Source organism: Methanolobus sp., assembly GCF_016278365.1.
GTDB lineage: Archaea > Halobacteriota > Methanosarcinia > Methanosarcinales > Methanosarcinaceae > Methanolobus.
The window spans coordinates 146,226-171,986 of the sequence record NZ_JADQBZ010000006.1; the positions used below are offsets into that span (position 1 = coordinate 146,226).

Consider the following 25,761-nt stretch of genomic DNA (forward strand, 5'->3'; position numbering starts at 1 on the left):
GTGAATAGGAATGACTGAGAAGTACACTTGTACATAAGAAGCCTGTTATAAATAGTTGTTTAGTGTTATCATTTCGAAAAGTCCTCATAATATGGCCGTGTGCCAAAACAGGCATGAGAACACTAAAATATATCTAGTTACAGAACAAATAATAAAATGATGTTCAAAAAACTCCGCAGATACATTACTATTTTCAGAGTATTCTTCAAGTATGATCTTTTTACTATTATCTATAGTGAAGTTAACGATTATTACGTTTCTAACAGGCGCAACTTGTGTGTCGTGGATATCAGGGTCAGGAAGAACGCTGAAAACCTGAGAATGGCACTTGAAGAACTTGGGCCCACATTTGTCAAGCTCGGACAGATGCTGAGCAAAAGACCTGATATTGTACCTGCTGTATATGTGGAGGAACTATCTCATCTGCAGGACAATGTAAGGTCTGTTGATTTTGGATTAATGAAAGCCGCTTTTGACGGACTCAGTTGCAGTCCTTCAAATGTAGCTGATTCAGGTGGAAATGATTTCGATATACTTGCGATATTCGATGAGTTTAACACAATCCCCATTGCCTGCGCTTCAATAGCACAGGTATATGAAGCTGTATATGATGGCAAGAGGGTCGCTGTAAAGATAACAAAGCCAAATCTTATCAATACTATTAACCAGGATCTCGCCATACTGGACGACCTGAAGCCCTTCATAGTTAGAGCCCTCGGCCTGGGCAGTAATTTTGATATGGCTGCCTTCCTTTTCGAGTTCAAGGATGTCCTTAACAGGGAACTGGACCTGAGGAACGAAGCAAGGAACCTTAAGCGTTTCAGGGACAACTTTGAGGGTGTAGAGGGGATACATGTACCGAGAGTCTATGATGACTTCTCCAATGAGAACATCCTGATCATGGATTACATGGAAGGCATACCCATCAGGAAGCTTTCACAGATTCCGGCAGAGAAAAGGAAATGGTATGCAAAGCTCATCAGCACCAGTTACCTGAAACAGGTTTATATTGACGGGTTCTATCACGCAGACCCGCATAGTTCTAACATACTAATCCAGAAAGATGGAATAGCCTACATTGATTTTGGAGCAGTAGGCGCTATTGATGATGAGCTGCGCCGTAATATGCTTAACCTTTTTTATGGGATATATAAAAAGAAAGTGGACATAGTCTTTGAGGCCTTTCTGAAAATATCCGGAATAAATAAAGAAGACATTGATGTCCGCCGCTTCAAGATAGACCTTGATGATATCATATCCAAGCAGAATTATTCAGTAGGTGAGAGGCAGAGTGATAATTATGCCACTTTGGGACTCAAATATAATCTCTCTCTTCCCAGCGAATTCTCGACTCTTGAAAGGGCTTTGATACTGATAGAGGCTAATTGCTTGGAACTTGACCCGAAGTTCAATCTGCTGGAAGATGCCAAGCCTGTCATAATGCAGGTTTTTGTAAAGCGATATTCTCCCTTCGAGGCAGCTGAATACCTGCAATTGGAAGGGGACAGATACCTTGATATAATCAAGAACCTTCCGCAGGGTGTTAACGATGTCATCGAGACCATCAGAGGTTACAGGATCGAGAAGCTGGAGAAAAAAAGCAGTGAGATTAAACGATACAGGACGATAGATACTATCTTTAAGTATGTCTTCCTGTTGGGAATCCTTATGTCCTCTGCCTACCTGGCAGTCCGCGGAACTGGATATCTGCCTGTACTTGGGACAATCGGGTTCACTACTGCTATCATATTATTTGGGATAATGTTCTTTAAAAGACCCTAATGAAAGAGTGTGGATCAATTACAAAAAGCTGACATGTCACTTCTTTATGTTGAATGCAGGATTGCTTTAGGCTGGTCATCGCCGGTATGCTGAAGAATAACATGAACTACATGTTCTATCTTTTTTATGGCAGCAAAATCACTGCTTTTTGCAAGATTACTGCTGATATACGCAGTGCAGGGGAGCTCAGTGTTCTGAGGTAAAAATAGTCATTTCACACTTCTGGACTACAGTTATTCCTATAACGTGAAGAGTATAGGCTTGTTATGATTAAGGACACATAAAAATACAACGTAAAGTGTAAAATATTCAACAGATATTCCAAAAAAAGAGATTTGCTCGCACAAGGCGAGCATTTTTGATATTTGTTTACCCGAAGAGTGCACCGAGTCCGGCCATTCCGCTCTCTTCTGCTTCTTCCTTGTCTTCTTCTTCGCTCTTGGTTTCTGCTGCTGGTGCTGCTGCGGCTGCTGCTGGTGCTGCGGCTGCTGCTGGTGCTGCTGCGACTGCTGCAGTTGCCATTGCTTCCTCTATGTCTACGCCTTCAAGAGCTGCGATGAGTGCCTTTGCGCGTGCATCGTTGACCTCTACGCCTGCTGCCTGAAGTACGGCAGTAACTGTTGCTTCTGAAATCTCTTTACCTGCTTTGTGCAATAAAAGTGCTGCGTATATGTATTCCATGTGAAATCACCTTTTGTTTGTTAATGTAAATGTTGTAATTATGTCCGTCTTGTTCATCCAAAGAGTGCTCCGAGGCCAGCCATCCCTTCTTCTTCGCTGTTCTCTTCCTCTTCTTCCTTCTCTTCAACTGTTTCAGTTACAGTTGATTCGGTTGCGACCGCTGCTGAAGAAGCCCTTGCTCCAAGGGTCTCTTTCAGTTCATCGTCAATTGCTTCCTCGTTAACATCGGAGGCTGCAGATGCAACTGCAAGCATCTGTGAGTATGCTTTTCCAAGCAGGGCATCCATGATGTCCGGCTCAAGCACAACTGCGTAAATACCAAGGTTGCGTGATTCTGTTGTAGCCTTTGCGATGATAGTGCGGATATTGTCTGCGGTCGGGTATGCTGCACTGACTGATAAGTTGAGTGCCTGCCGGGCTGCCAGCATAATGTCTGATAAGAACTTTGTCTCATCGATTGCCAGGACATCCGGTGTAAAGATAGAACCTGCTTCAAGGACTGCTCTCAGATCAAGGCCCACTATCATGGGGTAGACCTCAAGTCTTGTAAGCATGGCTGCCAGTTTCTGTGAGACGACCTCTCCTTCCTTTGCAACCGTCTTTGTTTCCCTGACAACTACTTTCCCGCCATCTATGGCTGCAGGTATTCCTACCGCCTGCATTTCCCCGAGTATGGGGCCGGGTGGGAAACCTGTCGGACCTGCCTGAACAATTATGTCTTTCGGTGCAACAGTTCCTCCCTTTATGGGTGAGGGACTTTTGCTCTGTTCAAGCACTTTATATAATCTGAACGGGTTTTGTTCGGTGAATATCAGGGCAGTCTGCTCATCAATATAATCATCCATTTTCTGGATATCTTCGCTAGACTCGTCAAATGCCCTTTTTATAAGTGTGTTCCTTGCAACCTTCAAAAATGCGGTACCTTGGAGGCTCCTTCTCATCTTTTGAAGTTGCTTGGCGGGGATTCCGGCGACGCCCACTACTCCGAACAGAGGATACTTCTTGACAAGTTCCTTGATTTCCTCAACTTCCTGTTTCTTCCATTGAGGAACATGCTCTGCGTGGTGAATGTCTTCCATTTATACCACCTTCACGGATTTGCCCATTGTCGTTGTAACATAAATTGACTTTATGTTATGCTTCCCTTTTTCAAGAGATTGCTCAACTCTGCTCATGACCGTTTCTATGTTCTCTGCCAGTTTCTTGACATCCATATCCTGCCGTCCGATTGAAACGTGGAATGTAAGCTTGTCTTTGGACCTGATCCTGATGGAGTTCCTTGCGTTGTTCACGACATCCCCAACATTCTTGCCAGGTGGCAAGGGTATTGGCATCTTTCCTCTGGGACCAAGGATTGCACCCAGGTTCTTACCGATCTGGGCCATGTACTGAACTTCAGCAATGAAGAAGTCACATTCATTGGCAATTGTTCTTGCGCGTGACTTATCTCCTCCAAGTTCGGCGATGTCTGTATCAGTGAATACATACTTGACGCCTGCTTCCTTGGCCTGAAGACCTACTTCTCCTTTTGCAAAAACAGCAATTGTGAGGTCCTTTCCTAAACCATGCGGTAATATTATTTCCTCATCGACACGGTTTTTAGGCTGACTCATGTCAAGGTTTTTCAGGTTGATCGCCAGGTCTACGCTCTCAGCAAATTTGCGCTGCGGCGACTCCTGCAATAACCTGTTAATAATTTCTATTGTACTTTGCTCTGCCATTCTTTACCTCCCGTAGTTTGAACAAACTGTTCAGGCAGGACCGTTGCGGTCTACTACGGCTTATTTAGAGTTTCAGATATATTGCTGAAACTCTGTCTGACGGGCACCTTTTACTTAAACAACAGTTTTAAACCTATCGGTTCTATGAAGTCTAGGTCCGGTTACCAGGATTCGCCTGCCAGTACTTCGTCATACTTGCCTTCAGTAATGGCTTTCTGACAGTCTTTGGCGTGCATCCCTTCTGCGGTGACACCCATTGGTACACATGCTCCAAGGACTTCCTTGACAGCCGCTTTTAAGGTATATGCTAACATATCATCCTTCTTCATGCGTGCTATCTTGGCAGCCTGTGGTATTGTGAGATCGCCCACTACTGTGGTTCCGGAGGTGCCTGATCCTTTTTCAAGTCCAACTTCCTTCAGAATCAGTGCAGCGGTCGGGGGTGTACCGACTTCTATTTCGAAACTCTTGTCCGCGGCAACTATTACCTTGACGGGGACCTGCATTCCGTTGTAGTCTTTTGTCTTCTCATTGATCTTGTCGATCACGGCTTTTACGTTGATCCCGAGAGGACCAAGTGCCGGACCAAGTGGTGGTCCTGGGTTTGCCTTGCCTCCTGGGACCAGTGCTTCAACGACATTTGCCATTTGAACATCACCATTAAATTTTAATTATAAATAAATTGTATCAGGAATTATTTTCTTCTTCTTTCCTGAGGACTCTTACAGTATCGCCACGAATAGTTATAGGTATCGGTACGACTGCATCGAAGAGTTCAACTGTGATCTCCTCATGACCCTCATCCACTCTCTTGACGCGGGCTCTCTCACCTTTGAACGGTCCTGATGTGATCTCAATGATCGCACCTTCAGTTATGCCTGTAACCGTGGGTTTTGGAGTCAGGAAGTGTGAGATCTCCTCAATGCTTGATCTGCCCTTTACAACTGTCCTTGCATGAGGGACGGTCTGGATGGCCTGTTCCACAACACCGGGTTCGGGGGCTTCAATAAGTACGTATCCCTTAAGTTCGTCAGGAGCTATTATCGCCCTTATGTCCAAGTGGTCTTTGCGTGCTACCTGGGTAATCATATTTGCAACTGATCGCTCCTGATTTGCAGTGGTCTTAACTACAAATATCACAGAATCTTCAGCCATGCTCACACCATTCTCGGTACTTCTACCAGTAGCGCATATATTATGAAACCAACAAACCCGATTGCAAGGATTCCCAGTCCGGCAACCTTCGCTATGGTTAGGAACTCTTCCCTGGAAGGTTTCTTTGTCAGCTTGAGTACCCTGATATAAGACTTCAGGGCCTGGCTTATATTACTGTTAATTTCTTTTATATCGAACGAGTCTTCTGCCAAATACTTCACAACCGGTTATGCTTGATGAGATAACTAAGGATAGATGATTGACTATATTATAATATTGTCCATTCACTCTGCCAAATACATGTTTATAGCGCCATCTACATAGCGTACATAATAAAATACCTTTCGATTGAACAATGCAGTTATGTACTGTCCAATCGTGTGCTTCTAACAGATAAACTTCTCATTTGACAAAGTCTATTCCATATCTTCTGGTCACGTTCTTTGCTCCGCCGTGGCCGTATATCTGCGGAGATTTCACTCCTGTCACAACTATCATGGTGCGTACAGTATTTTCAAGGGAGTTGTCAACCTGGGCACCCCATATAAGCCTTGCTTCGGGGTCTATTCTGTCATATACTTCCTGGACAACGCTTTCTGCTTCGGCAATGGTCATGTCCGGTCCGCCGACAACATTTACAAGGGCTGATGTAGCGCCTGAGATATCCACGTCCAGAAGTGGGCTGCGGAGTGCTTTCTGTACGGATTCTACTGCTTTTGCCTCTCCTTCTGCCTCGCCAAGACCTATCATGGCAACGCCGCCGTTCTGCATCACAGTCCTTACATCAGCAAAGTCGAGGTTGACAAGTCCTGGTTTTGTGATCAGTTCAGTGATACCTTTCACGGCTCTCATCAGCACTTCATCTGAAACCTTGAAGGCTGCCTGCAAAGGCAATCTGGGGACGACTTCAAGAAGCTTGTCGTTCGGCACGACGATAACGGTATCAGCGACGTCTCTTAATCTTTCAAGACCTGCTTCTGCATTGGTGCGCCTGACATGTCCTTCTACGCTGAAAGGTAGTGTTACAACAGCAATGGTCAGTGCGCCTGCGTCTCTTGCAGCCTCTGCAACTACAGGGGCTGAACCTGTTCCGGTTCCTCCTCCCAGTCCGGCTGTGATGAAGACCATGTCACTGCCCTGTACCACACTGGCAATGTCATCTACGCTCTCAATAGCTGCATCCTCTCCTATCTGTGGAAGGCTGCCTGCTCCAAGGCCTCTTGTCTTCTTCCTGCCAATGAGTATCTTCCGGTCGGCATTTATATGCAGGAGGTGCTGCGCATCTGTGTTTAGTGCTATCAGTTCTGCTCCCTTTATTCCTTCGTCAGCCATCCGTTGTGTACTGTTCGAACCGCCGCCGCCGCAACCTATTACCTTGATGTTGGTTTGTAACTCGCGCAACATCTCTTCAAGTTCAGCGTTAATATCTCTGTGATCAGGGGTTTTAGCTGGGCTGCGAAGATGTGCTTCCTGTTCAGACCTTGCCAGTGCCTCTTCTACTATGGATTTCATCTTTTTTCCCTCAGAAGTCGTGTATTCAATTACAGGTGTGATTGTTAGAGAATGGTCAATGGGATTTCTTTAATCTTTCGCATATGGACCATTTCCGGTCCGATAGTCTTCCCATTAACTATAATCGTTTCCTTCTTAGCCAGTTTTCCATACAGGAGACCCGGACTTATGCCAAGTCCCTTTGCCATTTCGGGACTGAAGCTTTCCGTCACTATATAAATTAGATTCTCCTCTGGAATATATTTAACTTCATAATGCTCTTTTAGTATTTTAATGCATTCATTTATGATATCCTGCGTCGTTATTTCCATCTGTTCCCCTACGCCCAGTATATATCCGGATATGGTGCCATTCTCTCTCTCAATATATATGGGCGCAAATTTCTCCAACACTGTCTGCATTGCTTCCCTGTCAACTGAGAAAGCCTCCTGCAACAACTGTTCGTTAATCCTGACAGCACACAGCTTTACTTTCTGTCCTGCCTGAATTGCTTTAGATGCTGTGGTCCGGAAGCTTTCGTTGATCCTGAACTTCCCTCCCGGGCACAGCTTTTCAGACATATTGCGGACTTGCAGGAACAGGTCCCAATCCAGGCCTTTTATTTCTTTAATGTCTCCTTCACGCAGGGCTATATACCCAAGGTCCCGGACAATATTCTGTATTCTTTCCTTTTCTCTGGAAGGCATGGATTTCCTGTCAAAATATACAAAATTCGCCCCTGATTTTTCAAAAGCTTGTTCTATCAGGTCTGTGTCAATGTCGCCTAGCTGGTGATTCGGGAAGTTATGTCCGAAGGTAATGTCTTCTTCAAGCAGCAACTTTGTCTGCCTGTTTGCATAGTGCCCTCCCCCAATTCCTATAGCTATAGGCTTCTTTTGAGGATATGCCCCAAGTATGGCCTTTGCAACGATTTCTGCGGCTTTCCGGTCTGACCATTGTTCTTCACCACTCCCGATCTCAGCATACACCATAGGAGTACTGATATCTGTAGGTCCGTGGTGTGTTGATTCCATATTTACCTCAAATCCTGTCCCCTCTGCGAGGTGTTGCATATTCCGTAGAATGGAGCACATGATAAAGGGGGCTGGTGTCGACAGCTCAAAAGGCCGTCCTCCGAAAGCCGCACTTTTAACATTGCCGGTGAAGTGTGATGTCAGGACTGACCTGCCATCGCCGCTTTTATGTTTGGAGGCAACTATTATAAGGTCGGTATCAAATCCATGTCGTTTCATCTTTTCATCAATACGGTCCTGGTAAATGTGGTGCTGCTCAATCTCTATTATCCTGTGAGTCTCGTTTTCAAGAACACAGGAGAGGCCTTCCCATGATTCAGGGAGGTCTTCCACACTTTCCCATTGCCTGAGTAAGATCAGTTTACTTTTGATATTCCTGCTTGCTGCATCTGCCAAAGAACAAAGTATGTTTGTCTTTTTTTCACTCATGCCTGCTCCAATATTTATTTAATACTCTTTTTATCACATGCATTATTATTAACAATCAATTGTACTCAGTAAATTTAAAACATATTGTGCTGTTATCCGTGTATAAAAAAGACTTCGTGTAAGAGAATCTCCTGTAATATGGCCTCCTGTAATCGGATGTCGTCTAAGGGAACAAAATCGGATGAAGTGATAATTTGAGCAGTATAACAATTGGTAATGTGATTATTAAGTGGTTAGGTCATGCAGGCTTTATGATTAAAGGGGATGACCGGGTGATCTATATAGACCCTTATCTCCCTTCCGGCGATATTCCTTTCGAGGATATGGCAGATATACTCCTGATAACGCAGGAGTATGATGGGCACTGCCATCCGGATTCTATACGAAAAGTCCGCAAGCCCGATGCTACCACCCTTGTCCCTGAAAGTGTCAGCCTGGAATTCAGGGGAGATGCAAGAAGGGTCACTGCAGGAGATTCTCTGGTAGGGGAGCTCTCCATAAAAGGTGTGGGGATAGAGGTAGTTCCTGTTTATGTAGGGGAAGAGATTCCCGAGTCTGCTGAAGGAGGAGTCGGTTACATCATAGAAGTGGGTGGTATAAGGATATATCATACAGGTGACACTGGCATCACACCAGGGATGAATGGTCTTTCAGTTGATGTTGCCCTTATTCCCATCGGCGGCGCATCTCCTATGGACGATGAGAAAGCGGCTGAGGCTGCAGTTTTGATTTCTCCGAAGATGGTCATACCTATGCATTACAACCCTGATTCCGGGGATGCGAATCCGGAAAAGTTCGCAGAACTGGTCAGGTCAAAAACACCAGATATAGATGTCACGATCCTTGACCCGCTATGAGGAATATACCTATGGCAAAACACAGGCAGAAGAACAAAGCAGTAGCAAAAGAAATAGCATACGAACGAATAACCTACCTCTTTGATGTAGCAGGCAGGGAATATGCTGATAGTCCTGAACGAAGTAACAGGTATGTTTCTCTTGCAAAAAGGATCGGGATGCGTTATCGTGTGAGCCTTCCTCAAGAGTTGAAACGGAAAATGTGCAAAGGGTGCGGCTCTTTCCTCTCCCCTGGGAGCAATTGCAGAGTCCGCCTTAAAAACGGGCGCCTGACGATAACCTGCATGAACTGCAACAGGGTGCAGCGTTATCTTCTGGAAGGTGGCCGGGCTGAATCAAAGGAATCCCCTACGAATGAAAATCGCAGTTGAGGCGGAATAAATCTCATCCACTGATTAATGTTAGCAGTTTCATTATTCCATAAGCAGCTAAAAACATAATTATTCCCATGGCAACGTACAGGAAGATGACTCTGAATACCTCTTCTTTTTCAGAACCCTGCTTTATTCCAAAGCCGCCCCTGCAACCTCCTGTGCCGCATGAGTTACAGGATACGTTTTGGTTAGTCCGTTTCTCCGGACGATTGTTTAATACTGGAAGAGGAATTTTCTCTGACATGATGGTATTAAATATGAGGTTATATCATTAGTCATTTTCGGCCTGCTTTGTGAAACCTGTAAAAAAGATGACGACGAGAGGGGGATTCGAACCCCCGTGATGCAGAGCACCACAGGATTAGCAATCCTGCGCCATACCGGGCTTGGCTATCTCGACACTATCAGAATGCGTCCCTAAATGTAAGCAAGGTATTTAATGTTTGTGGAATCTGAGTGACGAGCACGCCGCAAGTCGCTGTCTTTCACATCTCCAAATGATCTGTGGCCTCTTCTCCACCCCGCAGCCCTGCAAGCGATAGTTGCCCACGGTAGGTCTGCTCCCTTCCGGTCCTGAACTGGTTCCCGCAGTTAAGGTATACGAACAAGTTCTCCAACAAGCCCTTATACCAGCACCATCCAAACAGGACGGGGCTTCTCAGTTGAGATCACAGGTTTGAAAATGATCCAGGCATCTTCTCTTGGCTTCGTCCCCCGCGTATCGGCGATTTCGGGTTACAGGTAACGCCGGCCTACCCGGACTAGCCCGCCACACCTACATACACATGACAGTTTATAAATGTATCCTTGCAGTCACTATTACGGAAACGAGCTTAGAAGCGAGAACATAATTATACTATGTCGTCAATATTGGCAGTGAGGATAAAATGGAAGATATGATCGGATTTGTGACTGGTAATAAGAATAGACAGAAATTGCTTTCTCTTCTTGGTTCAAAACATGAACTGGACGTGGACAGGCTGGCAAAAAATATGCATGTAGCAACTCCTTCAGTCAAAAAGATAATTGATGAGATGCTGGAAAAGGGCCTCATTAAACAGGAAAATGGGTTTTATGGCTTAACAGAGCTTGGTGATTCTGTAGAAAAACGGATACGAGCTATCTGATATCTATATTTTTTTAAATATCTCCCGGCTTTAACCATCCGGAATGGGATATCTAATTAGCTCCTGAAACTCTTATCCTAATTTGGCTGCGTTACTTAGTATTCCCTAATCCGCATTCATCCTGAAATACCAAGACACGGATTAACACTGTTCTCTTTTTCGCGGGGCTCTAATATTAGCTTTTTTGCAAATCTGTGTTAATCTTGCAGATCCGTGCCTTAAACAATAGTTCGAAAAACAGATGGTCTTAATGAAAAAATAAATGGACTTTCAAATAAAAAATTTAATCGGACATCCTCCAGAATAGAAAACTATCCGATAAGGGTATCAGTGCGTAGTTTGATGCCCTCTTCTGTGATGGAGTATTCTCTCACGGCATTTTTGTGTTTCGTTCCCCTTGATTTCGTTATGCACATGTACATACGGCTGTTTGAGCTGGAACTGTGGAGGATCACCACTGAATCCATCAGATATGCAAAATCTATCTTCTCGTCTCCGGGGCACTCACAGGATTCTGTGTCTGTTGTGAAGAGTGAGGTAATGTTCTTGCTCTTGAGGTAGCTTGTGAGGGAATGCAAATATCCGCGCAACTTCAGGTGATCGGGTATGGAAATCTCCAGATTGTTGATGCCATCGAAGAATATTCTTGTTATTCTAGCATCTTCTATATTGCTCTTTATCAGGAGAGAATGCTCAGCAGGATATGTATTGCCTGGGTTAGTGCAGATGAACTGAAGCAATCCTTCTTCTATATACGGGTTCAGGTCCCAGCCCATCTTTTTTGCATCCATGAGTAACTGGTGGGGTGAATCTTCAAAGGTTACGATTAGTCCCGGTTCGCCGATTTGAAGGCCATGGTAGATGAACTGAAGACCAAATATCTTTTTTCCGGTGCCTGGTCTTCCTGCGATCAAAGTGCTGCTGTACCTGATCATTCCTCCGCCGAGCATGCTGTCAAGGCCAGCAATGCCTGCTCCGACACGCGACTCATCCAGCATGAAATCCTTTTCCGGTTTAAGGTGGGGGTAAATCGTAAAGCCACTTGATGTTATATCGTATAGGTATTTGCAGGACGTGATCTCTGAACGTTTGCCAGGATCGATCCCTCTCATTTTTATGAATTCGAGCCAGTGATCTGCTCTTGAGCCGGTATCTTCCCTGGAAAGATATATTATGCCGTCGGAAAGGTGGCTGATGACTGACCTGTGTAATTCTTCCCTTACTAGCTCTCCTACGAGTAGGGTAAGCATGTCTCTCTCCTGCAGCATCGAGTCCAATGTATAAAAAAAGCGCCTGCGCTCCTGTTCGACGAATCCGAAGCCAAGCGGTGTGATCGGATCTATGACAAGCCTGTCGGGCTTGACGGACTCTATCACATTGCCCATGTCTATCAATGTTGTGAGGGGGTCCTTTTCCGATATCTGGCGGTTTATGGCATGTACATGGAATGAATCGTCGAAGAAGTCAAGTGTTGAATGATACATCTTCAGCTTGTGCGCCTTTTCGGTGGTTATCGGAATATAAAGTGTTTTTTCCCCGTTCCTGGCTGCCTGAGAAAGCATCTGCAGGGACATTATGCTCTTTCCTACGCCTGCTGTCCCTGCTATCAGAAGTGTGGAAGGTGACTTAAAGCCTCCTAACAGTTCGTCAAGGCTTTCAATCCCGCAGGGGATGTTTTTCAATTTTTCCATTTTACCGCTTCTATTTACAGCTTACTGTTGCCATGGAAGTTCTTCATTTGGATGTCTGTGTACAGTATCTATGTCATGAAGGCAAATTGTGCGTGGAGTAATGCCTGGACTCGAATACATCCATCTGTGGATTACGTGTTGTGTCTGCCACAATAAGCTCGCTTTCCCTCAGAACATCGAATATACTTCTTCGTGCGGATGTATGACGAACCCTTCGGGTGTGATATCGTATGGGTGAATCTTTTTGCTGTGGTCGGAGCCGCGCATCTTGTATATCTCCATGCTCCTCATACGCACGTTCTCATGCCGTTTGTAATACAGGACTATAGTCCCATCAGTGACGAAATTCTCCACCCCGAACCTGGAAGGGTTATCCTCCTCTACAAGTTCGCAGGTCATCATGGAGGTGAGGCCGATGACTTCCAGAGTGGTACTGAGCTTGAGGAGCTCAATCCTTATTTTAGCGGGGTCCTGCAGGTAAAAGCTTACGGATGTGGTGGAGTCGATGAGCGCACGGCGGGCGTTGATCTCTTCCTGTGTGGCTATTATCTGATCCATCATGGAGCGGATGTCAAAAGGCCGTACATCCACATACTTCTCCTGTGAGGGAATGCCTATCTTGGTGGAGCATGCATCTATTATGACCAGCTTGTTCTCTTCCTCGAGAGCCTCAAGGTCCCAGCCGAACTTCATGACGTTTTCCCTTATTTGCTCGGGCCGCTCTTCTGTCGCGACTATAATTCCGTTCTCTCCGTACTTGGTAATGCCGTTATAGATAAACTGGATCGAGAAATTTGTCTTCCCTGCTCCTGATGTACCGGATATCAGATAGGTCCTGTCCCTGATGAGTCCGCCTCCGCATAATTCATCAAAGCCGGGTATGCCTGTCCTGACCCGGTTTATCGCATCTTCCATTGAGATTTCTTCAGAAACTGCTCCATCGAACATTTTACTTTTTCACTCCTTATGAGGTCAATAACTCCCTGTAACAGGTAAATAATGTTTTGCATCAAACTGGATGAATGATTTTAACGCTATGTCTTTTATTGTATGGTATATATAAATATATTGAAGTGATGCTTATTATAATGATGGTTAGTCCACATATGTCCTGGACTATTCTTCTAGAGGATATCAAATTAGCTCCTGAAACCCGTATTTAATTTGACGGCGTAGCAGCCTGATGAAATACTTAAGTGATCCTATTTATGACACTTAAAACACTAATTAACATCACTCTACACCGATGAACACTTATGTTATTTTAGTGGTAGAGGTATTGCCTTGAATCTGTGTTAATCCTGTAAACCCGTGTCTGATAAACAATCTGGAAAAGGCATCGACCTTAATGAAAAAAGAATAGGTCTTTAAGCCAAAATTCTAATTTGATAACCTCTTCTAAGCCGAAATAATTTGGAACTAATAATTAATACTCTCAGTTCCCTACAAATTCAGTTAACCTGAGGAGAAATGAATATAAATGAGATTTATATTTACTTGACTCTGGTAGTCTCTGCTTACTTGCATGCATTATTTATTTAGTACAATAGATGCTAAAGACCATATGCTATCGAGCTTACCTGATCAATATACCGGTTCGATAGGTTTTTATCTGAGCACATATAAAAGAACCCAAATTCCCATTTTCGATCGTTATTTATCGAACGTGGCGCCTTTTAATTCGACATTTACCGTCAAATGCATCGATACTTGCCAGTGCAGTGTGATAATTCCCCGAAATTTGACCACAAAAGATTTAATACGGCAATTGTTTAATAGAACACTTGTAATCCAATATGACGGGATTAGGAGGGTGATGAAGTCTCCTTCGGCAATAAACGAACCCGACAATTCGTCCGGTCCTGCTGAAGCCATAAAGCACAATTCGTGCTTTATTCACTGATTCTCACTCTTTAATATTAGTACTAAACGGAGGAACAAAAATGACTAAATTAACGACAACTGTAGTAGTTGCCCTTATGCTCATGGCATTAACCATAATGTCAGCAAGTGCAGCTACCAGTGTCGAGGTAAGGAGTTCTGTTTTAACAGGTTCTAACTCACTCGATGCTACAAACTTCGCAGGTTTCTTCTATGACCTGGATGACAATATATCAACTGAGACAATGAATATTACGGTAAGCGGTCGTAACATTGCAGCAGGTGGCCTTCAATACAACACTACACTTACATCTGTTGATTATGCAAGCACCAATCTGAATACGACCAGCAACCCTAAGTACAACGTTATGGGTCTCTTCGCAGAGAAGTACGTCCCATTGACTGCTACTACCCCTGACAAGCTCTCAAAGCTGCTCCTTGACTCTGACGACAAGTACACTCTGAGGACAGGTACAGCTCTTGAGCTCCCAGGAGGCTATGCACTCACTGCAAAGCAGATCGATGTTGAAGGTAACAAGGTCTGGATGGAGTTCACCAAGGACGGAGAATTCGTAGAAGATGAGATTCTCGATGTATCCAACGGTACAGTTGTCTGGACCTATGAAGCAGATGACGTCGCCGGTGAGGATGATGTAATTGTGATGAAGGTCGCAGTAACCAATGTTTTCCAGGGACAGGTTGACAGCCTTGCAGTTGTCGAAGGTGCCTGGCTCATGGACTACGAGAATGTAATGGAACTCGAGACAGATGATACATTCGACAAGCTCGAACTTGTGAATGTAGGAGCCACTTCCCTCGAGATGGAAAATACTAACTCCATAACCCTTACAGAGGACAAGACAATCTCAATTGCACAGGGTATGAGTTTCAAGGTAGCTGACGACAGCACACCGAGATTCTATGTAATGAAAGAATTCACAGAACCCGGCACATATGAGATCCGCGGTGAAGTTGCATCAGGCACAGGTGCTCAGTCGTGGACTGCTACAAACTTCGCAGGTTTCTACTATGATCTGGATGACGACATTTCAACTGAAATAATGAATATTTCGTCAATCAGCACTCGTAACATTGCAGCAGGTGCCCTTACATACAACACTTCAATTGCATCTGTTGATTATGCAAGCGCCAATCTGAATACAACCAGCAATCCTAAGTACAACGTTATGGGTCTCTTCGCAGAGAAGTACATTCCGTTGGACAGCACAACCCCTGACAAGCTCTCAAAGCTGCTCCTTGACTCTGACGACAAGTACACTCTGAGGACAGGTACAGCTCTTGAGCTCCCAGGAGGCTATGCACTCACTGCAAAGCAGATCGATGTTGAAGGTAACAAGGTCTGGATGGAGTTCACCAAGGACGGAGAATTCGTAGAAGATGAGATTCTCGATGTATCCAACGGTACAGTTGTCTGGACCTATGAAGCAGATGACGTCGCCGGTGAGGATGATGTAATTGTGATGAAGGTCGCAGTAACCAATGTTTTCCAGGGACAGGTTGACAGCCTTGCAGTTGTCGAAGGTGCCTGGCTCATGGACTACGAGAATGTAATGGAAATCGAGACCGATGACACATTCGACAAGCTCGAAGTTGTGACAATTGGAAGTGGCACTCTCAATATGGAAAACACTAACTCCATAACCCTTACACAGGACAAGACAATCTCAATTGCACAGGGCATGAGCTTCAAGGTAGCTGACGACAGCGCACTCAGGTACTACCCATTCGCTGAGCTAACTATCGAAGACGACGGTGTAAGCCAGCCAGACGAGCCTGATGAGGGTGAAGAACCAGTAACACCGGGCAACGAGACTGATGTTCCAGAGACTCCAGAGACTCCAGAGACTCCAGAGACTCCAGAGACCCCTGAGACTCCAGGAAACGACACTGAAGGCGACGACGAGGTTCCTGGATTTGAAGCAATCTTTGCAATTGCAGGTCTCCTTGCAGTCGCATACCTTGTCAGAAGGAACTAAACAACAATAAATAAACGCTAGAAGGGATTTTCCCTTCTACAATTCTTTTTTTAATGCATTTTGATTTGATAACGGCGAATGCATTATTTCGCAGTTTGAGGTTTACAGATGAAACTAAACAGAAATCTTTTAGTGTACAGCACACTTGCTGTCATGATTCTCACCTTGTCACTGTCCGGCTGCATAGACAGTAATGGCGGGGACATGTCCGAAGTAGATGCCGCTGATATTGTGGTTGTTGAAAATGCATCCGGTTTTGAATACCTGGGCTCAAGAGCCATGACTGCAAGTGATGTTAGCAGGCAGTATGTGGAAGTATCGGATATTTCTGATGCAGCGGAAGGACTCTATCAGGATACAAATGCGGTAGATTACTATATTCATGCTGTCGAATTGGAGAGCAGTTCTGCAGCAGAAGGATTTGTGGAAGAATACAAGGCCACTTTCAGACCGCTTTCCTCGGGGGAGCGCTTTGCAGAAGAAGCCTTTAACGATCATGGAGCAACCAGGATCACAACTTACACAACATCAGACGGAACGCAGGCCGCTAGGTACAAGTACATCTGGAACAACGAGAACTTTGTCATCGTTGTCGGCGGCAACTCCGTGGACCCTGCAGCCATACGTAACCTTGCAGAAGTGACCGGGTACTGATCCGTTTTCTTTTTACTATTTTTTCGACAGAGCCCTGGAATAATTCGTTGGACTGTTTTGTGATTATATCTCCGGCACGGATAACATCGATTTGCAAGGACTTTACCTGCAGAGAATCTCTAAATCCTCTATTCCGTAATCCGTGTTCATCTGCGTAAATCTGTGTCTTGAACAGGAACTTCAAAAAGCAGCCAGTATATGAAATGAAAAATGGCCCTTTAACCAGAAATCAATTTTGTTCTCCTCTATTCGATATCCAATCGATACGCTTTAATATAACCTTACCCTTTTACATGCTGCATTGCCCGGATAGCCTAGTCGGTTGGGGCGCCAGACTCATAGGGAATATTTAACCGTGCGTCCAAATCTCCTGAGACATCTGGAGGTCGCGTGTTCGAGTCACGCTCCGGGCATGTAACAATTTTTGCAATGCAGTATTTCGAAGATTAAGCAATGCTTTATGAGTTATCTGATTTCTATTAAGTCTTTATTTGCAGTAGCATCTATCTCGTGGGTGGAGCCAGGAATCCCGGTCCAACCTGATCTTTCACTGTTCTTTTGACTATCTCCCGCACCTGGTCCCTTGTTCCCTGATCAGGCTGCCAGCCAAATACATCGTTGACAGGTTCCATGTGTTCAGGCTTCCATCCGCCCCAGAGGGCTATAGTATTATTGTAGCCCAGTATCCACTGGATGGCCAGGTCCAACACTGTCCGGTCATGCTTCTCTCTAATGAACTCGTCTATCTTTTCCACAGCTTCCAGATATTGCAGGTATCTGGGTAGCTGGAACTTGGGGTCGGCTTTTTTGACCGGATGGTCGCTGAAGTCCGCATCCCTGCTCATCTTCCCGGTAAGCAGACCTTGGCAGAGGGACCTGTAGGCCATCAGGATTATGTTGTTCTTCTGGCAGAAGGGTAATACTCCAACCTCAATATCTCTCTCGAACAAATTGTAGGGGGGCTGGCAGACATTCACCTGGGCATACCTGCAAAAGTCATAAATTTGCTCGGAGCTGAAATTACTGACTCCAATAGACCTGATCGTTCCTTCTTCCTTGAGTTTGCCCATGAACCTGGCAGTTTCCTCTACAGGCTGAATCAGGTCCGGCCAGTGTATGTGGAAAATATCTATATAGTCTGTGCCAAGCCTTTGAAGCGAGTGCTTAAGTGTCTTTTCCATTAGTTCAGGACTGGCATTTCGTACAGATTTTCCGTTCACCTTTTCCATTCCGGTCTTGCTTGAGATGATCATTTCCTCGCGGTCGTAATCCTTCAAAACATCTCCCAGGATCTCCTCCGCTCTGCCATCTCCGTATACAGGTGCAGTATCCATCAGGGTTATGCCTTCATCAAGCGCCTTCCTGATAGTCTGCATTCCAAGGTCCTTGTCGAAATAACCTATGGGCTGGGTTCCCAGGCCTATCCTGGATACTTCCACATCAGTTCCTGCTATTTTTGTGTATTCCATTAATATCCCCTCTCTAATTTACACTCCATTTTCAGGACGATCAGGCTATTCCCTTTGCTTTGGCCCAGCTCTGTAGTTCTGTCCAGAATCCCGGATACTGGTCTTCCATTCCGTACTCTATCAGTTCTTCCAGTTTCCTGGCATCGATGGTTATTTTGTAGATATTTCCTCCGCTATCCTTTTCTCCATGAAGGTCTGAAAAGTACAACCCATCAGGTCCGAAGGCTAGGCCGCAGGGAGTTGCCGGCCCTTTTCCGGTGTATATCACAAAATCGTCATATGATCTGACTGCAGTTGCCTGCGCGTTAAACTCCATCTTAACTATCCGCTTACCCTTCCCGTCTACTCTTCCTTCGCTGTAGGTGTTCCCGAACAGTGCCACGAACAGGTGGTCGTTTAACTGGGGTGGGAACTGTCCTCCCTGCATAAAATCAAGCGCTGTCGGAGATTGGGTGTGGTGCCACCAGAATATGGATCCTTTGCGCATATCTCCGGGCCATCCGTAATTCCCATAAGGCTCTATCTTTGCAAGGCGATCATCTTTATGCGGCCCGTTATCTGAAATGTATAGGTGATTATCGCTTTTCCTCCATACTCCGCCAAAAGGATTCCTCAGGCCCATGGCAAATACGGGATTTTCAGGATATGGGTTGTCCCACGGTATAGAGCCGTCCAGGTTCAGCCTGAGTATTTTACCCCGCAGATCATTCACATCCTGGGCTTTTCCGGCCGCACCGCCGTCTCCATTATTAATGTAAAGCTTACTGTCCGGACCGATAGTAACAGCCTGTATCTGATGGGAACGAAGTGTAGAAGGTATGTTGTCTATGATATTTCCCCATGAATCCATCTTCAGGCCATTCCTGCTGCTCGTTCTTACTACCTTGGCTTTGGTATCGTCATTCTCTTTGTATACCAGCGAGATAAAAAGGTCACCTGTAATGGGTTCGACACAGATCCCTATAACTCCGGACTCCCCACTGCCAGGAAACTCACTGGTAGGCTCATAATCCAGCAGGTTCTCAGCATAAGTATGCACTGTATAGTCTTTAGTTACTGCTTTTACCTGGCCGTATAATTCTGTGAAGTAAAACAATGGATCCTTTTTTTTATCTCCTGGATTTGGTACAAAAGAAATGTTCACAGGCAATTTCAGTCCTGACAGCACGCGTTCAATTTTGAATCCAGGGAACACCCACCAGTAATCTATGTAGTCTTTGTTCATACTTACTTCCCCCTTTAATACTTACATCCCCAAATGTAATTGATTGAACCTTTCTCCGGCCTGATAGAAATAATTTTTCTCCAACCTTTAATTCGATATCCTCGGAGGGTATGTTATTCATTTTCGTTATCCTTTGGTCTGGAGGGAAGCTAAAACAAAACATATATGAATAGTACAGCCATAAGGGAAACCATGAATTTCCAGATACTGGACGCTGATTATGTCCGTGAGGACAAAGGACCCGTCATCCGGCTTTTCGGTAGAGGAGAGGATGGCAGGAGCGTCTGCTGTTTTGTGCCTGGTTTCGAACCGTATTTCTATGTTAATACAACAAGTGACCCGGAGTCTGCCGGGGAACTGCTCAAAGAGCGCTTTTCTTCAATGATAAAAAAAGTGGAAATAGTCAAGAAGTTCGAGCCGGTAGGCTATCAATCAGCTCCAAGGCCCATGCTGAAGGTGACTACCTATGACCCGGGTAACGTGCCTGAGATACGAGATGAAATAGCTAGTATCCCTGCAGTCAAAGAGATATATGAGACCGATATCCTCTTCAGGAACCGTTTTCTCATAGACCGTGAACTGCATGGGATGAATTGGGTATCAGTGGAACCCTCACCCGATCATTCCCCGGATCAGAAGATATCCTGTGATGATGTGATTACCGCATCTTCGATAAAGGAAACCGAAAAACTCCTTATAGCTCCTCTGAAGTACCTCACATTCGATATTGAATGCCTGCCAATTGGCGGCTCTATGCCAACACCTGAAACATCTCCCATAATAATGCTCAGTGTCTCTTTCAGTCCTGCTTATGAAGGGCACGAGGCTATCGTTCTTGTCTCAAAAGCTGTAGAGGGTGTTTCAGGAAACGTGGAAACATTCGTCAACGAGGCTGAAATGCTGAATCGTTTCTTTGAAGTGTTTCAGCAGTATGACCCTGACATAGTCGGTGGCTACAACATCCTGGACTTTGACATACCATATATCGTTGACAGGGTAAGCATCCTGAACGATCCGGTAAGCACTGTCAAACCTGTTACAGGTAGAGATGGCAGGTTGCTCAGTTACCGGAAGATCGGCACCCGCACAATGGTATCAATGCCTGGCAGGGTTGTTGTCGATGCACTTCCTCTGGTCAGGAGCCAGTACAGCCTGAAGCGCTACACTCTGCGTAACGTAGCAAAAGAACTCCTGGAAAGGGAAAAGCTGGATATCGCTCCCTCTGAGATGGAAGATCACTGGAATGATTCCGGCGAGAAGATATTGCGCTTTATTGATTATGCCCAGCGTGATTCGGACCTCGCCCTGGAACTCCTCCTAAAGCTCAGGCTGCTTGACAAATACATTGCGGTAGCTCAGGTGAGCGGCTCCCTATTACAGGAAGTAGTAGATGGCGGGCAGACCTCCATGGTGGATAACCTGCTGCTCAGGGAATACGGTAAACGGGATCGTGTCATTCCTCCAAAACCCTCCGATGATGAGGTCGGCTTCAGAAATCTCAGCAGTGAAGGACTCAAGGGTGGAGAGGTCCTTGAGCCGAAGAAGGGACTTCTTGAGAACATCGTTATAATGGATTACAAGTCCCTTTACCCTACGATAATGATGGCACACAACCTCTGCTATACAACTGTAGTTGAGAAGGACCGTCCGCAAGGCGAGACTATAAAGCCACCTTCTGGTGGGGAGTTTGTGCCCGCAGAGGTTTTTAAGGGCGTGATGCCTGCTATCCTGGAGAATCTTCTGAACAGGAGGAGCGAAACGAAAAAGCGTATGAAAAGTGCTTCTACCGAAGAAGAGCACCGTGTCCTTGACGCCACTCAGCTTGCACTGAAAATACTACTGAACAGTTTCTATGGTTATTCAGGTTACACAAGGGCAAGGCTATATAGTCTCCCACTCGCCAATGCAGTTACAAGTTTTGGCAGGGAGAATATCCTCAACACACGCTCCATAATCAATGGCAAGATCAATAAGGTCATACTCCGGGATAGCCAGGTCCTTTTCACTGAGGAGGTCGATGCCATCAAAGAAGGTGACAGGGTGATATCACTTTCAGTAGTGTATGGGGATACGGACAGTGTGTTCGTTCAGTGTACCTCAAAGGATGCTATCTCGCTTGATGATGCCGGGCTTGTGGGCAGTAAAATTGCAAGCACGGTCTCAGCATCTCTGCCTGATCCGATGGAGCTTGAGTTCGAGTCAATAGCAAAGAGAGGTCTTCTCCTTGCAAAGAAGAGATATGCCCTATGGATATTCGAACGCTCGGGCGACGGCTGGAACGATTCTATCAAGGTCAAAGGTATGGAAACCGTTCGGAGGGACTGGTGTGAGCTGACCTCCAAAACCCTTAACCGGGTCCTTGAACTTGTCCTCAAGGAGGGTAAGGTGGAAGCAGCGGTGGCTCATGTCCGGGAAGTGGTGGACCGTGTAAGGAACATCGATGTCCGCAAGGATAAGGATATAATCGATGACCTTACCATGACGCGCATGTTCTCAAAGAACGCTTCTCGTTATAAGAACAAGCAACCACATCTTACAGTCGTTGAAAAGATAGAAGAACGAACTGGCGCACCTCCGGCTGTCGGAGAACGCATTCCCTTTGTCATAACTGCAGGTAGGGATCTTTTCGTCAACCGCGCGGAAGACCCCGAATATGTTCGGGAGCACAATGTACCTATCGACGTAGACTATTACATAAAAAAACAGGTACTTCCGCCCGTAGAGCGCATATTGGATGCCTTTGGTGTGGATATTGGAAACCTCGACTATGACTCAAAACAAAAAGGACTGTTCGATTTCTCAGACAAGCCAAAGGAGTCACCGATAAATAATAGGAAAAAAAGAGAGGAAAAGCCGTCGGAGAACACTCCCTCAACCAAGTCCCAGAGTTCCCTGTTCGACTTCTAGCTCCTGCTCTTTTTATTTCCCCTCAAACTTTAATTGAGGTCCACTCTTTCGCCCGATGCCATGTAGACAACGCTCTCACAAATGTTGCAGGCATGGTCTCCGATACGTTCAAGGTAACGTATCACAAACAAGAGGTAAGATGCGTTGTTGATTATGGTTCTATCTTCGCTCATCATTTCAATGAGTTCCTGCTGGGTTTCATAGAAGAGCCTGTCTATCTTGTCATCTTCTCTGGCTGTTGCTCTTGCAAGGTCCTCATCTAGTGTGTCAAAAGCTCTCATGGATTGCCTGAGCATTTCTTCCCCCAGCCCTGCCATCTTTAAAATATTGCCCGGTGGTTTCGTATGACCCTCCTCAAGGCATCTGGTGCTTTTGGCAATATCCACTGCGTTATCGCTCATCCTCTCAAGGTCCAGTGATATTTTGAAACATGACGTTACAAACCTCATATCTCCTGCCGTGGGGCTTTCACGAGCTATCAGCTGGGAAACACATCTTTCGATCATCAGGTCATAATCGTCGATCTCCTTATCTCCCTTGATCACCTGTTCGGCAAGCTCGATATCCTTTAGATCAAGGGCTTGTATGGAATCTGCGATCAACTTATGTGACTTTTCTCCCATCTCAAGTACTTTCGTTTTAAGAACATCCAGGCTGTGCTGGTAATGTGTGCGTGTCATAATTTACCCAAATCTCCCTGTAATATAATCCTCAGTTTCCTTCTTTTGTGGGCTCTCAAATATTTGCTCGGTTTTCCCAAATTCTATCAGGTCTCCCAGTAGGAAGAATGCCGTATGGTCAGATATCCTTGCAGCCTGTTGCATGTTGTGGGTCACAATGACTATGGTGTATTGCTTTTTCAGTTCAAGTATCAGATCTTCGATCTTGGACGTGGATATGGGATCAAGTGCACTGCAGGGTTCGTCAAAGAGTATGACCTCAGGTTTTACTGCAAGGGTTCTTGCGATACAGAGTCTCTGCTGCTGTCCTCCACTGAGGTCAAGGGCTGAAGTATTCAACCTGCCCGAAACCTCATCCCACAAAGCACCGGACTTCAGTGCATATTCAACGATGCCGCTTACTTCTTTCTTAGCTGCACCGTGAATTCGGGGGCCGTATGCAACATTGTCGTGTATTGACATGGGGAATGGGTTTGGTTTCTGGAATACCATTCCCACTTTTTTTCTCAGATCGACCACATCGACATCCTTATTATATATCTCCTGGCCACTAATATTTACTTTACCTTCTGTCCTGCAATTTGGAATAAGGTCGTTCATTCTGTTGAGGCATCTCAGGAAAGTGGACTTCCCACAACCTGAAGGGCCAATAAAAGCTGTTACGCTGTTTTTCGGTATGTCGATAGATATATCATGCAGGGCATGATTCTCTCCGTACCAGAGGTTAAGGCCCCTGACTTCTATCTCTGTGCCGTTCTCAAAATTATCTGGCATTAAATGTTACCTCTATATCTTGTTTTAGATTTATTGGATATCGGATCAATAGACTCATCTGTGCATCTTCCTCCTGTAATGATTGCGTATGCCGATGGCAAAAATATTCACCCCGAGCACAATGAGGAGGAGGACCAGTGCCGTTCCATATTGGATAGGCCTTGTCTGTGCTATGTTGGTACCTGCCGTGGCAAGCACGAACAGGTGGTAAGGCAGCGCCATGAATTGTGAGAATACTGAGTCTGGCAGCCTTGGCAGAAAATAAGCCGCACCTGTGAGTAAGATTGGTGCTGTCTCACCGGCTACCCTTCCGACGCTTAAGATAGCCCCCGTTACCATTCCCGGTATGGCAGCAGGAAGTACGACCTTACGGATGGTCTGCCATTTTGTAACGCCCAAGGCAAGTGAAGCCTCACGGTACTCTTTCGGGACCGTGATAAGGGCTTCCTGGCTTGCTCTTATTATCACCGGCAGGATAAGCAGTGCCAATGTAAGGGAAGCTGCAAGTATCGATGCTCCAAATCCCATGTACTTTACAAACATCGCAATTCCAAACAGGCCAAATACTACAGACGGTGTTCCTGCAAGGTTGCTGATGGCCATCTCAATGGTCCATGTGGCCTTTCCAGGTTTGGCATATTCGTTCAGGTAGATAGCTGCAAGAATACCAAGAGGAAGGGCAAACGCCATGGAACCTATTATCAGGTAGATGGTCCCGACCAGTGCAGGGTATATGCCGCCTGCAGTCATCCTGTTTGCTGGCATGCTTGTCAGGAATTCCAGGCTGATGACGCTGTAGCCATTGGAGATGATATAATACAGGATGATAAGTACAAAAAGCACCACAAGTCCCATGGCCATCCGAAGAAGGGTGAAAGCGATCTTCTCATTGATCTTTGCATTTGGAAACATGGTTATCACAATTTGAACTTGTACCTGTTCTTAACATGACTGGCTACGATGTTGATGATGAACGTGGTTATGAACAACACTGAGCCGATTGCAAAAAGAGCATGGAAATGATCGCTTCCCTGTGGAACCTCTCCCATCTCCAGTGCAATTGTGGCTGTCATTGTCCTTACTGGCTCGAAAAGCCCTGATGGGAATCCCGGTATTATAGCAGTGTTTCCAGTGACCATCATAACTGTCATGGTCTCGCCGATGGCTCGTCCTATTCCAAGCATTACTGCAGCAGATATACCTGAAAGTGCTGCAGGTACCGTCACTTTGTGGATAGTCTGCCATTTAGTGGACCCAAGGGCCAGAGATCCTTCTTTAATAGCCCTTGGAACGGAGCTGATGGCATCCTCTGATATGGAGATAATAGTAGGTAGTGCCATTATCCCAAGCATTATGGATCCTGTAAGTGCGGTCTGTCCGGTGCGAAGGTCAAGTGCATCCTGTAGCAGGGGAACAAGCACCACAAGTCCAAAGAAGCCGAACACCACCGAAGGAATGCCTGCAAGTATCTCTGTGACGGGTTTCAGTACACTGGCGACCTTGGGATGTGCAAGTTCGGAGATGTATATTGCTGACGCAATTCCAAGGGGTACTGCAAATATAATGGCTCCAAAAGTTACGATGATCGATCCAAGCAATAAAGGCAGAAGCCCGAATCTGGGGTTTAGGGCCGTAGGGTACCAGTTCTTCTCTGTCAGGAAACTGCTGAGGGGGTAATCTTTAAAAAGCAGGATTCCATCCCTGAATAGAAAAATACAGAGGAGGAAAAGGGTTAGGACTGCCACTACTGCAGAAACAAAGAGCAGTGATTCTATACCCTTCTCCGTTCCATTTCTTTTGAACATCTATTATCCTTTCTGCCTTCTATGATG

24 protein-coding genes, 2 tRNA genes and 1 other RNA gene are annotated in these 25,761 nt (G+C 45.5%); 8 read left to right on the top strand and 19 right to left on the bottom strand.

From position 1 onward, the window contains the following. Positions 1 to 159 precede the first annotated feature (159 nt). Positions 160 to 1,782 (top strand): lipopolysaccharide core heptose(II) kinase RfaY, encoded by a 1,623-nt coding sequence (locus QZZ22_RS07335; protein ID WP_292463764.1) that lies wholly within the window; start codon positions 160 to 162, stop codon positions 1,780 to 1,782. Between the two features lie 369 nt (positions 1,783 to 2,151). Here QZZ22_RS07335 and rpl12p read toward each other — a convergent pair whose 3' ends face one another. The 8 genes from rpl12p to QZZ22_RS07375 form a co-directional block, all read right to left on the bottom strand. Further along, positions 2,152 to 2,463, bottom strand: a complete 312-nt coding sequence (gene rpl12p / locus QZZ22_RS07340) for a 50S ribosomal protein P1 (protein WP_292463765.1) — start codon at positions 2,461 to 2,463, stop codon at positions 2,152 to 2,154. Between the two features lie 53 nt (positions 2,464 to 2,516). Further along, entirely contained in the window at positions 2,517 to 3,542 is a 1,026-nt protein-coding gene (locus QZZ22_RS07345) for a 50S ribosomal protein L10 (RefSeq protein WP_292463766.1), read from the bottom strand. Further along, positions 3,543 to 4,184: a 50S ribosomal protein L1 gene (locus QZZ22_RS07350; protein ID WP_292463767.1), complete on the bottom strand. Its 642-nt coding sequence runs from the start codon at positions 4,182 to 4,184 to the stop codon at positions 3,543 to 3,545. It lies immediately after the preceding gene. Positions 4,185 to 4,345: 161 nt separating this feature from the next. Beyond that, positions 4,346 to 4,831 carry a 50S ribosomal protein L11 gene (locus tag QZZ22_RS07355; protein ID WP_292463768.1) on the bottom strand — a complete coding sequence of 162 codons (486 nt, stop codon included), beginning with the start codon at positions 4,829 to 4,831 and terminating at the stop codon, positions 4,346 to 4,348. Positions 4,832 to 4,871: 40 nt separating this feature from the next. After that, positions 4,872 to 5,339: a transcription elongation factor Spt5 gene (locus QZZ22_RS07360; protein ID WP_292463769.1), complete on the bottom strand. Its 468-nt coding sequence runs from the start codon at positions 5,337 to 5,339 to the stop codon at positions 4,872 to 4,874. A gap of 2 nt (positions 5,340 to 5,341) precedes the next feature. Then, positions 5,342 to 5,551, bottom strand: coding sequence for a protein translocase SEC61 complex subunit gamma (locus QZZ22_RS07365; protein WP_292463770.1), 210 nt, complete (start codon positions 5,549 to 5,551; stop codon positions 5,342 to 5,344). 190 nt (positions 5,552 to 5,741) lie between these two features. Next, complete coding sequence (gene ftsZ / locus QZZ22_RS07370; RefSeq protein WP_292463772.1) at positions 5,742 to 6,851, bottom strand: cell division protein FtsZ; 1,110 nt, start codon at positions 6,849 to 6,851, stop codon at positions 5,742 to 5,744. Positions 6,852 to 6,895: 44 nt separating this feature from the next. Next, the gene (locus tag QZZ22_RS07375) at positions 6,896 to 8,293 is read right to left on the bottom strand and encodes a D-aminoacyl-tRNA deacylase (protein ID WP_292463773.1); all 1,398 of its coding nucleotides are present in this window, start codon (positions 8,291 to 8,293) and stop codon (positions 6,896 to 6,898) included. A 218-nt stretch (positions 8,294 to 8,511) separates the two neighbouring features. Here QZZ22_RS07375 and QZZ22_RS07380 point away from each other — a divergent pair, with 218 nt between their 5' ends. Continuing rightward, positions 8,512 to 9,150, top strand: a complete 639-nt coding sequence (locus tag QZZ22_RS07380; RefSeq protein ID WP_342765091.1) for an MBL fold metallo-hydrolase — start codon at positions 8,512 to 8,514, stop codon at positions 9,148 to 9,150. Then, positions 9,147 to 9,521 carry a ribonuclease P protein component 4 gene (locus QZZ22_RS07385; protein ID WP_292463775.1) on the top strand — a complete coding sequence of 125 codons (375 nt, stop codon included), beginning with the start codon at positions 9,147 to 9,149 and terminating at the stop codon, positions 9,519 to 9,521. Before QZZ22_RS07380 ends, QZZ22_RS07385 begins: the two co-directional genes overlap by 4 nt. Positions 9,522 to 9,534: 13 nt before the next feature. Here the strand turns inward: QZZ22_RS07385 and QZZ22_RS07390 are convergent, their stop codons facing one another. From QZZ22_RS07390 to ffs, 3 genes are all read right to left on the bottom strand, one after another. Continuing rightward, positions 9,535 to 9,768: a hypothetical protein gene (locus QZZ22_RS07390; protein WP_292463776.1), complete on the bottom strand. Its 234-nt coding sequence runs from the start codon at positions 9,766 to 9,768 to the stop codon at positions 9,535 to 9,537. 71 nt (positions 9,769 to 9,839) lie between these two features. Next, positions 9,840 to 9,924: transfer RNA gene (locus QZZ22_RS07395), tRNA-Ser, on the bottom strand. A gap of 57 nt (positions 9,925 to 9,981) precedes the next feature. Next, positions 9,982 to 10,296, bottom strand: an RNA gene (ffs, locus tag QZZ22_RS07400) — signal recognition particle sRNA. Positions 10,297 to 10,411: 115 nt separating this feature from the next. Between ffs and QZZ22_RS07405 the strand changes: the two genes are divergently transcribed. Then, positions 10,412 to 10,651: a MarR family transcriptional regulator gene (locus QZZ22_RS07405; RefSeq protein ID WP_292463777.1), complete on the top strand. Its 240-nt coding sequence runs from the start codon at positions 10,412 to 10,414 to the stop codon at positions 10,649 to 10,651. 311 nt (positions 10,652 to 10,962) lie between these two features. Here QZZ22_RS07405 and QZZ22_RS07410 read toward each other — a convergent pair whose 3' ends face one another. Together QZZ22_RS07410 and QZZ22_RS07415 are read right to left on the bottom strand one after the other, a co-directional pair. Then, the gene (locus QZZ22_RS07410) at positions 10,963 to 12,342 is read right to left on the bottom strand and encodes an ATPase domain-containing protein (RefSeq protein WP_292463778.1); all 1,380 of its coding nucleotides are present in this window, start codon (positions 12,340 to 12,342) and stop codon (positions 10,963 to 10,965) included. A 168-nt stretch (positions 12,343 to 12,510) separates the two neighbouring features. Beyond that, positions 12,511 to 13,290, bottom strand: coding sequence for an ATPase domain-containing protein (locus tag QZZ22_RS07415; RefSeq protein WP_292463779.1), 780 nt, complete (start codon positions 13,288 to 13,290; stop codon positions 12,511 to 12,513). A 995-nt stretch (positions 13,291 to 14,285) separates the two neighbouring features. Between QZZ22_RS07415 and QZZ22_RS07420 the strand changes: the two genes are divergently transcribed. The 3 genes from QZZ22_RS07420 to QZZ22_RS07430 all read left to right on the top strand — a co-directional run bounded on the left by QZZ22_RS07420 (position 14,286) and on the right by QZZ22_RS07430 (position 17,287). Continuing rightward, positions 14,286 to 16,220: an S-layer protein domain-containing protein gene (locus QZZ22_RS07420; RefSeq protein WP_292463780.1), complete on the top strand. Its 1,935-nt coding sequence runs from the start codon at positions 14,286 to 14,288 to the stop codon at positions 16,218 to 16,220. Positions 16,221 to 16,328: 108 nt separating this feature from the next. Further along, positions 16,329 to 16,874 (top strand): hypothetical protein, encoded by a 546-nt coding sequence (locus QZZ22_RS07425; protein WP_292463781.1) that lies wholly within the window; start codon positions 16,329 to 16,331, stop codon positions 16,872 to 16,874. 303 nt (positions 16,875 to 17,177) lie between these two features. Further along, positions 17,178 to 17,287, top strand: a tRNA-Met gene (locus QZZ22_RS07430). 90 nt (positions 17,288 to 17,377) lie between these two features. On the opposite strand, the gene QZZ22_RS07435 is transcribed toward QZZ22_RS07430, so the two are convergent. Together QZZ22_RS07435 and QZZ22_RS07440 are read right to left on the bottom strand one after the other, a co-directional pair. Continuing rightward, positions 17,378 to 18,343: an aldo/keto reductase gene (locus QZZ22_RS07435; protein WP_292463782.1), complete on the bottom strand. Its 966-nt coding sequence runs from the start codon at positions 18,341 to 18,343 to the stop codon at positions 17,378 to 17,380. A 40-nt stretch (positions 18,344 to 18,383) separates the two neighbouring features. Further along, positions 18,384 to 19,568, bottom strand: coding sequence for a PQQ-dependent sugar dehydrogenase (locus QZZ22_RS07440; RefSeq protein WP_292463783.1), 1,185 nt, complete (start codon positions 19,566 to 19,568; stop codon positions 18,384 to 18,386). Between the two features lie 192 nt (positions 19,569 to 19,760). Between QZZ22_RS07440 and QZZ22_RS07445 the strand changes: the two genes are divergently transcribed. Further along, on the top strand, positions 19,761 to 22,475 hold the full coding sequence (locus tag QZZ22_RS07445; protein ID WP_292463784.1) for a DNA-directed DNA polymerase: 2,715 nt from the start codon (positions 19,761 to 19,763) through the stop codon (positions 22,473 to 22,475). 29 nt (positions 22,476 to 22,504) lie between these two features. Here the strand turns inward: QZZ22_RS07445 and phoU are convergent, their stop codons facing one another. From phoU to pstC, 4 genes are read right to left on the bottom strand one after another with little or no spacing between them, the layout of a single operon-like run. Beyond that, the gene (gene phoU, locus QZZ22_RS07450) at positions 22,505 to 23,155 is read right to left on the bottom strand and encodes a phosphate signaling complex protein PhoU (protein WP_292463785.1); all 651 of its coding nucleotides are present in this window, start codon (positions 23,153 to 23,155) and stop codon (positions 22,505 to 22,507) included. A 3-nt stretch (positions 23,156 to 23,158) separates the two neighbouring features. Continuing rightward, positions 23,159 to 23,929, bottom strand: coding sequence for a phosphate ABC transporter ATP-binding protein PstB (gene pstB, locus QZZ22_RS07455; RefSeq protein WP_292463786.1), 771 nt, complete (start codon positions 23,927 to 23,929; stop codon positions 23,159 to 23,161). A 54-nt stretch (positions 23,930 to 23,983) separates the two neighbouring features. Continuing rightward, on the bottom strand, positions 23,984 to 24,841 hold the full coding sequence (pstA, locus tag QZZ22_RS07460; protein WP_292463787.1) for a phosphate ABC transporter permease PstA: 858 nt from the start codon (positions 24,839 to 24,841) through the stop codon (positions 23,984 to 23,986). A 5-nt stretch (positions 24,842 to 24,846) separates the two neighbouring features. Then, on the bottom strand, positions 24,847 to 25,734 hold the full coding sequence (pstC, locus tag QZZ22_RS07465) for a phosphate ABC transporter permease subunit PstC (RefSeq protein WP_292463788.1): 888 nt from the start codon (positions 25,732 to 25,734) through the stop codon (positions 24,847 to 24,849). Positions 25,735 to 25,761: the final 27 nt, after the last annotated feature.

Coding starts and splice junctions, on each gene's coding strand:
- QZZ22_RS07345 (WP_292463766.1), bottom strand. CDS start 3,542: ATGGAAGACATTCACCACGCAGAGCATGTTCCTCAATGGAAGAAACAG.
- QZZ22_RS07415 (WP_292463779.1), bottom strand. CDS start 13,290: ATGTTCGATGGAGCAGTTTCTGAAGAAATCTCAATGGAAGATGCGATA.
- QZZ22_RS07435 (WP_292463782.1), bottom strand. CDS start 18,343: ATGGAATACACAAAAATAGCAGGAACTGATGTGGAAGTATCCAGGATA.
- ftsZ (WP_292463772.1), bottom strand. CDS start 6,851: ATGAAATCCATAGTAGAAGAGGCACTGGCAAGGTCTGAACAGGAAGCA.
- QZZ22_RS07355 (WP_292463768.1), bottom strand. CDS start 4,831: ATGGCAAATGTCGTTGAAGCACTGGTCCCAGGAGGCAAGGCAAACCCA.
- phoU (WP_292463785.1), bottom strand. CDS start 23,155: ATGACACGCACACATTACCAGCACAGCCTGGATGTTCTTAAAACGAAA.
- rpl12p (WP_292463765.1), bottom strand. CDS start 2,463: ATGGAATACATATACGCAGCACTTTTATTGCACAAAGCAGGTAAAGAG.
- QZZ22_RS07420 (WP_292463780.1), top strand. CDS start 14,286: ATGACTAAATTAACGACAACTGTAGTAGTTGCCCTTATGCTCATGGCA.
- QZZ22_RS07390 (WP_292463776.1), bottom strand. CDS start 9,768: ATGTCAGAGAAAATTCCTCTTCCAGTATTAAACAATCGTCCGGAGAAA.
- QZZ22_RS07360 (WP_292463769.1), bottom strand. CDS start 5,339: ATGGCTGAAGATTCTGTGATATTTGTAGTTAAGACCACTGCAAATCAG.
- QZZ22_RS07440 (WP_292463783.1), bottom strand. CDS start 19,568: ATGAACAAAGACTACATAGATTACTGGTGGGTGTTCCCTGGATTCAAA.
- QZZ22_RS07375 (WP_292463773.1), bottom strand. CDS start 8,293: ATGAGTGAAAAAAAGACAAACATACTTTGTTCTTTGGCAGATGCAGCA.
- pstB (WP_292463786.1), bottom strand. CDS start 23,929: ATGCCAGATAATTTTGAGAACGGCACAGAGATAGAAGTCAGGGGCCTT.
- QZZ22_RS07445 (WP_292463784.1), top strand. CDS start 19,761: ATGAATTTCCAGATACTGGACGCTGATTATGTCCGTGAGGACAAAGGA.
- QZZ22_RS07405 (WP_292463777.1), top strand. CDS start 10,412: ATGGAAGATATGATCGGATTTGTGACTGGTAATAAGAATAGACAGAAA.
- QZZ22_RS07385 (WP_292463775.1), top strand. CDS start 9,147: ATGAGGAATATACCTATGGCAAAACACAGGCAGAAGAACAAAGCAGTA.
- QZZ22_RS07425 (WP_292463781.1), top strand. CDS start 16,329: ATGAAACTAAACAGAAATCTTTTAGTGTACAGCACACTTGCTGTCATG.
- QZZ22_RS07335 (WP_292463764.1), top strand. CDS start 160: ATGTTCAAAAAACTCCGCAGATACATTACTATTTTCAGAGTATTCTTC.
- pstA (WP_292463787.1), bottom strand. CDS start 24,841: ATGTTTCCAAATGCAAAGATCAATGAGAAGATCGCTTTCACCCTTCTT.
- QZZ22_RS07410 (WP_292463778.1), bottom strand. CDS start 12,342: ATGGAAAAATTGAAAAACATCCCCTGCGGGATTGAAAGCCTTGACGAA.
- QZZ22_RS07350 (WP_292463767.1), bottom strand. CDS start 4,184: ATGGCAGAGCAAAGTACAATAGAAATTATTAACAGGTTATTGCAGGAG.
- pstC (WP_292463788.1), bottom strand. CDS start 25,734: ATGTTCAAAAGAAATGGAACGGAGAAGGGTATAGAATCACTGCTCTTT.